Source organism: Xenorhabdus sp. SGI 60 (assembly GCF_056632175.1).
On sequence record NZ_CP196860.1, the window covers coordinates 2,542,077 to 2,553,595 of the forward strand.

Annotated in this window: 10 protein-coding genes and 1 pseudogene; 7 read left to right on the forward strand and 4 right to left on the reverse strand. The window is 39.9% G+C overall.

What is annotated here, in order from left to right; translation table 11 throughout:
• The first annotated feature begins 92 nt into the window (after nt 1-92).
• On the forward strand, nt 93-422 hold the full coding sequence (tusE, locus tag ACSJJG_RS11755; protein ID WP_481089443.1) for a sulfurtransferase TusE: 330 nt from the start codon (nt 93-95) through the stop codon (nt 420-422).
• A gap of 15 nt (nt 423-437) precedes the next feature.
• Here tusE and yccX read toward each other — a convergent pair whose 3' ends face one another.
• On the reverse strand, nt 438-716 hold the full coding sequence (gene yccX, locus ACSJJG_RS11760) for an acylphosphatase (protein WP_481089444.1): 279 nt from the start codon (nt 714-716) through the stop codon (nt 438-440).
• Between the two features lie 229 nt (nt 717-945).
• On the opposite strand from yccX, the gene hspQ reads away from it, so the two are divergent.
• Entirely contained in the window at nt 946-1,266 is a 321-nt protein-coding gene (hspQ, locus tag ACSJJG_RS11765; protein WP_187651412.1) for a heat shock protein HspQ, read from the forward strand.
• A 68-nt stretch (nt 1,267-1,334) separates the two neighbouring features.
• Here hspQ and ACSJJG_RS11770 read toward each other — a convergent pair whose 3' ends face one another.
• Together ACSJJG_RS11770 and ACSJJG_RS11775 are read right to left on the reverse strand one after the other, a co-directional pair.
• Nucleotides 1,335-1,748, reverse strand: coding sequence for a CoA-binding protein (locus tag ACSJJG_RS11770; protein ID WP_481089445.1), 414 nt, complete (start codon nt 1,746-1,748; stop codon nt 1,335-1,337).
• A gap of 86 nt (nt 1,749-1,834) precedes the next feature.
• A complete protein-coding gene (locus ACSJJG_RS11775; RefSeq protein WP_481089446.1) occupies nt 1,835-2,734 on the reverse strand; it encodes an IS982 family transposase in 900 nt (299 codons plus the stop codon).
• Nucleotides 2,735-2,844: 110 nt separating this feature from the next.
• On the opposite strand from ACSJJG_RS11775, the gene mgsA reads away from it, so the two are divergent.
• The gene (gene mgsA, locus ACSJJG_RS11780; RefSeq protein WP_481089447.1) at nt 2,845-3,303 is read left to right on the forward strand and encodes a methylglyoxal synthase; all 459 of its coding nucleotides are present in this window, start codon (nt 2,845-2,847) and stop codon (nt 3,301-3,303) included.
• A gap of 24 nt (nt 3,304-3,327) precedes the next feature.
• Here the strand turns inward: mgsA and helD are convergent.
• Nucleotides 3,328-5,381: pseudogene (gene helD, locus ACSJJG_RS11785) on the reverse strand (DNA helicase IV).
• A 66-nt stretch (nt 5,382-5,447) separates the two neighbouring features.
• Here helD and yccS point away from each other — a divergent pair.
• The 4 genes from yccS (at nt 5,448) to ACSJJG_RS11805 (ending at nt 11,512) form a co-directional block, all read left to right on the forward strand.
• On the forward strand, nt 5,448-7,613 hold the full coding sequence (gene yccS / locus ACSJJG_RS11790) for a YccS family putative transporter (RefSeq protein WP_481089448.1): 2,166 nt from the start codon (nt 5,448-5,450) through the stop codon (nt 7,611-7,613).
• A gap of 306 nt (nt 7,614-7,919) precedes the next feature.
• Nucleotides 7,920-8,948: a radical SAM protein gene (locus ACSJJG_RS11795; protein WP_481089449.1), complete on the forward strand. Its 1,029-nt coding sequence runs from the start codon at nt 7,920-7,922 to the stop codon at nt 8,946-8,948.
• A gap of 4 nt (nt 8,949-8,952) precedes the next feature.
• A complete protein-coding gene (locus tag ACSJJG_RS11800; protein WP_481089450.1) occupies nt 8,953-10,296 on the forward strand; it encodes an ATP-grasp domain-containing protein in 1,344 nt (447 codons plus the stop codon).
• 106 nt (nt 10,297-10,402) lie between these two features.
• Nucleotides 10,403-11,512 (forward strand): hypothetical protein, encoded by a 1,110-nt coding sequence (locus ACSJJG_RS11805; protein ID WP_481089451.1) that lies wholly within the window; start codon nt 10,403-10,405, stop codon nt 11,510-11,512.
• Nucleotides 11,513-11,519: the final 7 nt, after the last annotated feature.

The window sequence follows — 11,519 nt, forward strand, 5'->3', positions numbered from 1 at the left end:
GGTCTATTTATTCAGCATTTTTGGTAATCTTTCTTGGGGATAGTAGTGATTTTTGCTAAATTGCGGCCATCGTTATTAGATGGTAAAAAGTTATGTTGGTATTTGAAAGTCGTGAGATCGAAACTGATGCACAAGGTTATCTAAAAAACTACCGTGATTGGCAAGAAGCCATGGCTCCTATCATTGCCGAGCAGGAATCAATCGCTCTAACCGAACAGCATTGGGAAGTTATCCGTTTTGTACGTGAGTTCTATGAAGAATTTAATACTTCACCCGCTATTCGTATGCTCGTCAAAGCGATCGCCCAAAAATATGGGGAGGAGAAAGGGAATAGCCGTTACCTCTATCGCCTGTTTCCCAAAGGGCCTGCAAAACAAGCAACAAAAATTGCAGGCCTTCCCAAGCCAGTCAAATGTATTTGATCTATTCATCCGCCGCTAATGGCGGATGCTAAAATCACTCATTTCTTCTACTTCACAAAACTGAGATTGAAAATGTTCTATTTTGGCACCAGGAGGCCCACCCCGCTCTAGCCAATGTGTTAACATTTTGATTTGTCCATCATTGCCACAAGCGACAATCTTCACACTTCCATCATTCATATTACGAACATATCCCACCAGCTTATTTTTCTTTGCCCAATGGTAAGTGTGATAACGGAATCCAACTCCCTGTACCTTTCCGTAAACATAAATAGTCATGCTGCATTTAGTCATCGTTATATTCCTCCCGGATAAGATGGTAAGAACTTTGAAACGTTAAACCTGCTTTTGTTATTGTATTTTATATACGCAACAGCTAACCTGAAATTATGAGATGGCGGTCACATGCTATCTTGATTTCAAAAATCATGCAAAATTCCGGCTACCGTTACCGGGAGTGCGCTTGAAATTCACCTTACCGCCCTTATATAAGAGTCATTGCAAGGTTTCTTTGGAGGTGGCTATGATGATCGCCAGCAAATTTGGTATCGGCCAGCAAGTACGACATAGATTGCTGGGTTACTTGGGTGTTATTGTAGATATTGATGCTGAATATTCTTTAGAACAGCCGCAGGAAAATGATATTGCATCTAATGCTACCTTACGTTCAGCGCCGTGGTATCACGTTGTGATGGAAGATGATGATGGTCAACCTATCCATACTTATTTGGCAGAGGCCCAATTGACTTACGAAACATCAGATGAACATCCAGAACAATCTTCTCTGGATGAGTTAGCCGAATCTATCCGCAGTCAATTACAAGCTCCACGACTACGAAATTAAATACTTTTATTACCGTTATCCAATGCATAACAGTAAGGTGGTGAATAATGAACCAATCGCCGCCTTATTCACTTTTCCATCCCCAACCGCGGGATTTCAATTTTTGGGCAACGATCCATCACAACGTCTAGCCCTTCATTTTCCGCCAATAATTTTGCTTCTTCATTGATAATGCCTTTTTGTAACCAAAGAACTTTGGCACCAATGGCAATTGCTTCCTCCGCAACACCATAAACAGCTTCTGCGTTACGAAATACATCAACCATATCGACGGGTTGTTTAATATCAGATAATTGCCTCACAACAGGCTGGTTCAATAAAGTCCGCCCTGCCAGTTTAGGGCTGACAGGAATAACTTTATACCCCTGATTCAGTAAGTATTCCATAACCTTATAACTTGGACGATCTGTTTTCTCACTCGCTCCGACTAACGCGATGGTTTTTACCTTTACCAATATATTCGCTATATGTTGATCACTCATTTTGTCCTCCCATCTCCTCTCAGCATTTTTCATTTGGTTTATCTGCTACAGTGTTTATGATAAATAATTTAACGCGATGCTCGACTTTAACATCCTATAACGTTGGCTTGTTGAAGCCAGTCGCGTTGACTTTTACCTTGTTTAAAATTGGCAAAAATACCCAACGTGTGAGAAAGCAGTTTTCTGGCAATTCGATTACCCAAATGCCACAAATCCCGCGCCCAGCACTTCTCGATAGCAAATTGCCCGGCGAGTTGACCAATCACGGTTTCAATTAAACGGCGTTTGTCATTAATACGCTTTCTGATTTCCCTGGGGATCGGATCATCCATATTGGCACGCACCGGCGTAATCATCTCAATGCCCTGCTTTTTCATTTCCTGTTTAAACTCAACGCCTAAATACCCTTTATCGCCCAGCAAATAGCCTTTTATCGGGACGGACAAATCCCAGGCCGCTTCACGCTCACTGACGCTCGCAGGTGTTAACGTGAGCCCCGTGACTACGCCGGTTTCATCTATCATCAGATGCCCCTTAAAGCCGTAGTATGTTTCGTTCTTGGCGGCACAATATCCATAATCCGCTTGCCCTTTAAAGTTGGCGCTGCCTTTCGCTCTTTTGAATCCACAGACGGGCAGGGGAAATCCGTCGATAATATGCACCGGTCTGTCGAGCGCGCCCAATAACGTCGCCAGCTGCTCTTGCAGCTTTTGTTTGACAACCCAAAGATTTGCCGCCTGTTTAGCAAAATTGGCGCGTGAGCCCAGTCCCGGAAACCACTCGCGCCAGTGGTCAAAAAAGTATTTCCAAATCCCTTTATCTGTTGAAAACCCTAAGAATTCACCAATCACTTCCATCGTGATGACTTCGGCATCGCTCATCTTAGGTGGGTGCCCCCGGCTTCGTAATCGTGTGCCTTGCTGTAACGCCGTTAAATTATCGTCTACCCAACAAAACACCCAAATGATAAAATCTTGCTGTGACATAGCCTTTTGTTCCTTTATTTCTCTATTTTTGGCGATTTAAAGTTATAAAGGAGCGGCTATGTCATTCAACTCAATAAAAGTCGAGATTGTATTCATATAAAGGTATCTCTATGGAATCAACTGGTCGCACCTTAGCTGAATCGAAAAATATTGCTCTTGTCGCACACGATCATTGTAAAAATTCCCTGCTGGCCTGGGTTAATACCCACAAGGCTTTGTTAGCAAAGCATACTTTATATGCCACAGGAACGACGGGGCATTTAATTCAGCAGAAAACAGGATTGTCTGTAACAAGTATGTTGAGTGGGCCAATGGGAGGCGACCAACAAATCGGTGCGCTGATATCGGAAGGCAAAATCGATGTTTTAATCTTCTTTTGGGATCCTTTGAACGCGGTTCCTCATGATCCTGATGTTAAAGCGCTGCTACGCGTGGCAACGGTTTGGAATATTCCTGTCGCAACAAACTGTTCAACTGCCGATTTTCTTATCAATTCAGCACTTTTCTCTCAAGATGTTGATATTAGCGTGCCAGATTATCAGCGCTATCTCAATGAGAGATTGAAGTGATTTCAACAGCCATCAGGGTGAAATTTAGGGCTTACGTTGAATCGGTACGCCCAATTGCGCCAGTTGATGAATGAAAATAGAAGAGTTTTTCAGCTTCTGCATTAGCCAAACCTGCTTTTTTGCTCGTGTCAATGCGACGTATAAAAGACGACGCTCTTCCGCATCAGGGAAATTTTCAGGTTGTGGCAATAGAACTTGTTCTATCACAGATTCCCTTTCCGGCGCCGGAAAACCGTCTTTGCCCTGTTGCAATCCCAATATAATGACATAATCCGCTTGCTGCCCTTTAGCCGCATGAATTGTCATGAATTCAATCTTCAAATTTGGCCAGCGCGTCGGCGCTTTTTTCAATAATTCGGGTTTGAGATAGTGATAGCGAGCCAATAATAAGATGGTTTCTTGTCGGGTAACATAACCACTCATTTTATTAAGTAATGCCTCTAATTGCTCTTCCGGTAAAATAACAACCGATTTTTTATTGCCTTTCGTCAGACTACTAAGAGGCTTTTTTAATTGATAAGGATTTTGTTGCACAAATTGGTTGGCAATCTCCCTAATACGGTCATTAAGACGATAAGTCGTATCCAATGCACATTCAGCTCCTTTACCAAAATAGGTTGAAAATGCTGTCGGTAACGATAATTCAGTGCCACTAAAGCGATAGATTGCCTGCCAATCATCTCCCACAACAAATAAATGACTTTGCTTATTTTGTGCCTGCAATGCCGTTAATAATTTGATCCCCAAAGGAGAAATATCCTGAAATTCGTCCACCAGAATATGTTTCCACGGGCTGATAAATCGACCTTTCTGTAAAATATTCACCACCTGATGGATCAAACCAGAAAAATCGATCGCGCCCTCAGATTTCAATGCCGATTTCCAGGCTTTCAGCAAAGGTGCCATCAGCCGCAGACGCTTCTGAAATGCATCAATATAAGCAGCAGGTGCCTGTTCAAACATCTCTTTTTGGCTGCCACCCTGCATACGCATTAATTCCAGCCAACCTTCTAAACGAACCGATAAACGAGACGTCAATGACCTATCATGCCAATATTCACCTTCCGGCAATTGCCAATTCAATTCTGCATTCAACCATTCTCGCCAACCTTTAGCCTGTGCTTTTTTTTCTCCACACTGTTTTTGCCATTCTTGAATGAGAAAATCACGGCGCTTTTGCATATTAATTTCCAGCTCGCTAATTTTTGGTGACTTATTACTGCCTTGCTGAATAATATGCAATGCCAGGGCATGAAATGTTTTGGCTTTTATTTCTTGGGTTCCTAAACGAGTCTGAATACGTTCATTCATTTTATCAGCAGCCTGGCAATCGAAAGCCAACAACAAAATTTGCTCTGGAAGTGCGTATTGACGTAACAATAACCACCCTGAACGCGCAATTAAAACAGCAGTTTTCCCACTGCCCGCCCCCGCTAATACCAGAATATTTTGTTCACCATTAATCACTGCCTGACACTGAGACGATCAAGTGGTGACACTTCTATTGTCTGGAAAAATTGTCCATATTGTACCCGCATATGATCAACCCATTGCCGGTTCAGCGTTTGGATTATTTTTTCGCCTTCTTCTGACCAATCCAGACAAATCTTATAATTGTCACGACAATTTTCAAATTGTGCGACTCGTTGTAATGGCAAAGGTAAAGCCTGAAATGTTTCCTGAATTTGTTGCTGCACGGAAGCTAAATCCGTAGTTTTCAGCCAACGATTCTGTTGTTTGACTTTAGTTATATCATTTACTTGAGCGGCCAAAACATCAGCACTGACTTCGCTCATGGCGAGGCTCCATTTTTGCCATTCTTTTAATAGATAATGATAAAAACGTTGTGTTTGCTGCCATTCAGTGCCATGCAAGCGAACCACTTTTCCTTCTGGCAGTTCAAATTCCAGTTCCCCCCAAACAATCCCTCGCTTACACTGGATACCAATTAATTGATTAAATGGGATAAGGTACTGGTGCTTATCACCGCTAATTTCAATGCCAGCATTAAGTAGACGTACCCGATTATAAGGATGCTGCGCGAGGCGTTGGCCGATTTGCGTTGATTTTAGTTCTATTGTCATGGCACCGTACCTGAAAATTGTTGAACTTCTTCATCACGTCAAGGTTGCTAGGGGTATTTTGTGCTAACGGTTTTATCCAGTTCCCGCCATTTTCTGTATAACAGTCATACCCTCTATTATATCCGTATATTCATTGCACTAACAGGAACCACCCTTATTCCCTGGTTATTAGGGGAAGAACTCAAAATAATCATTCCACTGCTACTGGGTGTTGTTGCGGCAGCATTAACCGATTTGGATGACCGTTTAGTTGGCCGATTACGTAACCTCACCATTACCTTAATTTCTTTCTTTGTTGCTTCCGCTTCTATTACATTGCTGTTTCCTTATCCATGGCTTTTTATGCCTGGTTTAGCTGTATCCACTTGTGGTTTTATTCTGCTTGGAGCATTAGGGCAACGTTACGCCACGATCGCTTTTGGTGCTTTGCTAATCGCCATTTATACCATGCTCGGTTCGTCAATCTTCCCTGTCTGGTATCAACAGCCTTTATTACTGCTTACCGGAGCAATCTGGTATAACTTATTAACATTAACAGGCCATTTATTATTTCCGATCCGTCCCTTGCAAGAAAATTTAGCGCGCTGTTATCAGCAACTTTCAGCGTATCTCTATACCAAAAACAGCCTGTTTGATCCCGATTCTGAGGCTGAGGAATATAAACAATCAATGTTTGATGTTGCCATGGCGAACAGTGCATTAGTCGCCACGTTCAATCAGGCCAAAAGTTCTTTGTTAAGTCGTTTAAAGGGAGACAGAGGACAACGGGGGACTCGCCATACATTGCATTATTATTTTGTGGCCCAGGATATCCATGAACGTGCCAGTTCATCCCATGTTCAATATCAAAAACTACGTGAAGTGTTTCGCCATAGCGATATTATGTTCCGCGTCCAGAGATTGCTTTCCATGCAAGCCCGGGCATGTGAACAGGTTGCACAATCTATTATCCTGCGTAAGCAATATCAACATAACCCACGGTTTGAAAGTGCATTCAGCTACCTTGAAAGTTCGATTGAACGTTTAAGAAATCAGCAAGGCACTGACACTAAGATGATGGCATTTGATAATTTGTTGAAAAATTTACGTGCCATTGACGCCCAATTAGCCGGGCTGGGTTCAGATCAATATCTTCTTTCTCAGAACACCTTTCTAAAAGATAAACAAGAAGAAACACAGTTATCCGAGGAGGCTTTAACTGGCTGGCGTGATATCTGGTTTAGGATCAGAAGTCACCTGACACCACAATCTGCCCTATTTCGCCATGCTATTCGTATGTCCATTTTGCTGTGTACTGGTTATGCCATTATTCAGCTATTTGATTTACAGCGTGGATATTGGATCTTGCTCACCAGTTTATTTGTCTGCCAACCGAACTATAGCGCCACTCGCCGCCGTCTGGCCTTACGTGTGATTGGTACACTGGCGGGAATTTTAATTGGCCTGCCCATTCTCTATTTTGTCCCTTCCATTGAAGGCCAATTAGTGTTGATTGTTATTTCTGGTATGCTGTTCTTTGTCTTTCGTAATAGCCAATATGCACATGCAACACTCTTTATCACTTTGCTGGTATTACTGAGTTTCAATTTATTAGGCGAAGGGTTTGAAGTAGCGCTGCCAAGAATCATTGATACATTAGTAGGTTGTGGTATTGCTTTACTTGCTGTTAGTTTTATCTGGCCAGATTGGAAGTTCCGTCAATTGCCTCAAGTGATTACCCGCACAATGGGAGCTAATTGCCGCTATCTTAGTGCAATTTTAATCCAATACCACCAAGGCAAAAGTAATAGCCTGAATTATCGGGTCGCCCGTCGTGAAGCTCACAATTGTGATGCTGAACTGGCATCAGTGATCTCAAATATGGCATCGGAACCCAAAAATTATCGTATTTCCCAAGAAGCCGCTTTTCGTCTGCTATGCCTCAATCACACCATGTTAAGTTATATTTCTGCATTAGGTGCCCATCGAGATAAACTTAACGATCCGGCAATCTTAGAAATTCTTAATAATGCAATCTGTTATGTTGAATCCACATTAGAACAAGGCCTGGTAAATGATGCTACATTGCAAGCCAAGGTGAATAATATGTTAGAAAAAATTAATCTGATACCTTCTGAAAGTAACAGTAAAGTCCAGCTTATACTACAGCAAATAGGATTGCTCATTGAACTATTACCGGAAATTGTTTGTTTAAAAAGACAATTTAGTGAGCAAGATCCACACTAATCAGTTATATCCAGGGGCAGTATCGCCTCTGGATATATGAGGGAATGATTGTCTCCTAATAAATTATTAAACACCATTAAAAAACCACCATCAAATAAATTATATAAATAAACACTCCATCAATTTTCAATAAAATTGATATTTACAAAAATTAATATCATAAGTGTTCGTTTTTGATATTGATTATATGTGAAACTTCTATAGAGTCGCAAATCTATAAAAAAACAATAACAAATTATATTTATTTGATTTTTTATTAATAGCGATAATTATCACTTTTGAATTTATAAACAAATGGAAAATAATATGGAAGAAACAATTGCCATTGCTAAATATCCGATTGGTCTGGATCCGGAAAAGCTTTTTGCCACCCCCAAACTTAACTATGCATTTATACGTATAAATAACATTTGTAATGCACGTTGCGAATTTTGCGATGTATGGCAAACTGCTCAGATTGATGCGCATAAACAAATAGATATGGCTAAACTTTGGCAAGAATTAGAAGCGCTCTCACCACAGGAAGTCAATATTCATGGGGGAGAAGCTTTTTTGTCGAAAGATTTTCTGACTATTCTTGATTGTAATAAAAAAACACCTATTTCTATCACCACTAATGGAACCGCTTTATCCAATAAGATCTTCAATCGTATACAGAACAAGAGCCATCTCGTCAAAAAATTTTACATCTCAATTGATCATGTAGAACCTGAAAAAAACGGTGAATCACGCGGCATTCGTTGGTTAACAAACAATCTCTATGATGCAATGAAATATATTAAGCAGGAAATACCAGGTTCCGTTATTGTCGTCAATCATGTTGTCACTTCATTAAATTACGACACTATCGATAAGTTCCTACTTAAAATGGCCGAACTGCGAGTTGATGGTGTTAATCTTATTCCGATTAAAGATTACCCTATGCTGTTTTTAAATACTATCCAAATTAAATTATTTATGCAGAAAATAAATACCCTATTGGAAAGCAAAAAATTTCCACGTCATTTATTTATGGATGCCAACTACGAAATTTTCGGCCGTAATGAAGAAGATTATTGCCGAGCTGAAATGGGGCATTATAACGCTTCCAGTAAAAAAGCGTGCGCTATTCCCCTGACAACACTATTTATTGATGCCGTAACAGGAAAAGTCTACCCTTGCGACACTACGATGTATCGGCCAAACCCTGAACAGTATGTTATGGGGAATCTCCTGGAGAATTCACTCTCTGATATTTGGCATGGTGATAAATTCTCACTGTTCCGTAAAAAAATGTATCCCGTAATTACTTGCGACTGCATTAAAGGCTGTGATCCTGCCAATAGATTAAGGTAAAACTATGTCTCCAGAAATACATATCAATAATCAGGCTAGTTTTCATCGCGGGAAGCCAACTATTTTCTGTATGCCAGATATTCAAGATAGTGAGTATTTTATTCGACTCTGCTATCAACAGCATTTAAATGTTATTCTGTTGGTCAAGAAAAAATGGTTAGATTCAACGGATTGTTCTTTAGCATTGGCATATTTAGTCGTTGATGATCCATTAGCTAATCATGCCTGTAAAAAAATAATAGAAGCACTGAAACAGGTCAAAGACACACTCTCAATTCCCACAGCTCCAATTCACATCGACTATTTCATGGCATTTTCTGAGCTTCATGTTGAATTAATGGCCGCTATCGCTGCTTATATTAACCAGGATACCCACATCATTGGTATAGCCCAATCATTTAGAGATAAATGGGTCATGCGCAAGATGGCCAATGAACATGGGCTATTTTGTCCCAAATTCACTCTGGCATCAGAGATGCTCACTTCACCTGAATATTTCGAGTCTTTTACTGAATCCGTTGAGAATTCTGCCAGACACAAAGGCAATCAAGTCGGTTTTATTGTAAAACCACGCTCATTTTGGGGATCAATGGGTGTGACCGAATATCCAGATCGCACTTCCTTGTTTTATGCATTACAGGAACTGAATGCACCTGAAGAGTATCTAGTGGAAGAAAAAATCCAGGGTAAGTTACTGCATGTTGATGCAGCAGTATTCCAGCATAAGATTATCTATCAAGGCATCGGAGTTTATGCCTGTTCATTACTCTCTTCCGATCAAACCAAACCTGAGCATTTTATGTGGCATACCATGTTGCCAGATTCTCCAGATAGCCATAAGTTGTTTGAATTTAACCACCGGGTATTGCAGGCATTCAATCTCGAATACGGTTTTACTCATACTGAAATCTTCATTGAAGAAAATACCGGTAATCTCATACTTTGCGAAACCGCATCACGTCCACCAGGACTCAGACTATTCGACCTTCATGCGCAAGCCTATAGTAAGCATGCCTTTGATGTCTTTATCAATGCATTAATTTCCCCAGCTTCGATTGGCAAAGAGTCTGCTTTCTCCATAAATAACCCTAATCTCAATTGTATTGGGATGATCATTTTTAACCCGCCGATTGGAGAAGTAAAATCCATAACGCCTATAGACGAAATTATTGATGAGCATGTGATTGAATGGGAGCAATATGCCGAAACGGGCTGTTATTTTTCCAACTCCCATTACACTGAAAAAATGGGGTACATTATTTGCTCTGCCAAAAATGAACATGAGTGTCTGAAATATTTAAACAATTACAATAATAAATTTTATTATACAACCATAAAACAAGATTAATATGATGATAAGATACCTGTTTCTTATTTCTTTATTTATTAATGGCGTTGGCTCCAGTATTCTTGCCGTCGGATACCCCTATATATTATTATCTGAGGGCACACCAATGACATACTATTATGCCAATATGGGCGTGATATTTTTATTTACATCCATTGGTGCTTTGTTATGGGGCTATAAAATAGACTATTCAACAGATATTTGGAAATTTCGTATTGTTATATTATTAATTGAAATATTTAGCACACTGTTATTATTAATATTATTATTGAGTAATATAGCATTTTCTCCCATGATGTTGCTTCTATTTATCTCATTGTTAGAATTTCTTTTTGCCTATGAAATTCCATGGTCTCGTGTTGCCTGGCACGAACTTAATGACTGGACAGAGCAACAAGGTGGCAAGCATTTGAATGTCTCTCTCTATATTGTTATTGCTACATCGCTTATTTCAGCTATTGGCCCTGGATTTGGTGCTTTACTGGGAATTACTCAAGGAATAGATACAATTGTGACAATCAAATTATTCTCCCTGTTGCCTTATTTTTATGTCTGTTATCTTATGATAAAAATGCAGATAAAACGGACAGCAGAACAAAAATCTCAGTTATCCGTTGGGTTACGTTCTGTATTTCGGCAGAGTTATTATAAGACATTTGCCATTGCCATTGTCTTTACAATTTTTGCCAATGCATTTTTGATGGTAGCACTTCCTGTTGTTGTTATGGAAAGTTTGGCGAATGAAAGTTATGGATTGGTCACCCTGTTCTATTTATTCAGTGCCCTGATACCCATTTTCTGTACAACATTACTCAATAAAACAAGCATCGATAATCATATCCAACGCTATCCCATTTCAATATTTATTGGGCTGTTTATATTTGGCATTCTGTTTTTTCAGTTACAAATTTTTTATGCGAAATCATTTTTCTATTTGCTCTATAACATCGCAATAATCTATTTCAATGTCTTAATTACCAAGACCATTTATCAAAAGGGTTTGGAAATGCAACAAGGTCGTCTGTTTTCTTTATTTCAGATCACAATGAATTTTTCATTCCCAATAGCTGCAATCACCGTATCCATTGCTCCTGGTTCCACACAATCTTTTTTACCTGTGGCCGGTTTCTCTATATTTTTTCTGATTGCAATAGCTGTTTATTTAATCATTCAAATGAATAAAGTACCTGCTCCGGCCCATCATTGGCACAGGTGATATTAAT

Bases quoted from the DNA above. Each gene is read 5' to 3' on its own strand.
- tusE (WP_481089443.1), top strand. From the start codon at position 93: ATGTTGGTATTTGAAAGTCGTGAGATCGAAACTGATGCACAAGGTTAT.
- yccX (WP_481089444.1), bottom strand. From the start codon at position 716: ATGACTAAATGCAGCATGACTATTTATGTTTACGGAAAGGTACAGGGA.
- hspQ (WP_187651412.1), top strand. From the start codon at position 946: ATGATGATCGCCAGCAAATTTGGTATCGGCCAGCAAGTACGACATAGA.
- ACSJJG_RS11770 (WP_481089445.1), bottom strand. From the start codon at position 1,748: ATGAGTGATCAACATATAGCGAATATATTGGTAAAGGTAAAAACCATC.
- ACSJJG_RS11775 (WP_481089446.1), bottom strand. From the start codon at position 2,734: ATGTCACAGCAAGATTTTATCATTTGGGTGTTTTGTTGGGTAGACGAT.
- mgsA (WP_481089447.1), top strand. From the start codon at position 2,845: ATGGAATCAACTGGTCGCACCTTAGCTGAATCGAAAAATATTGCTCTT.
- ACSJJG_RS11795 (WP_481089449.1), top strand. From the start codon at position 7,920: ATGGAAGAAACAATTGCCATTGCTAAATATCCGATTGGTCTGGATCCG.
- ACSJJG_RS11800 (WP_481089450.1), top strand. From the start codon at position 8,953: ATGTCTCCAGAAATACATATCAATAATCAGGCTAGTTTTCATCGCGGG.
- ACSJJG_RS11805 (WP_481089451.1), top strand. From the start codon at position 10,403: ATGACATACTATTATGCCAATATGGGCGTGATATTTTTATTTACATCC.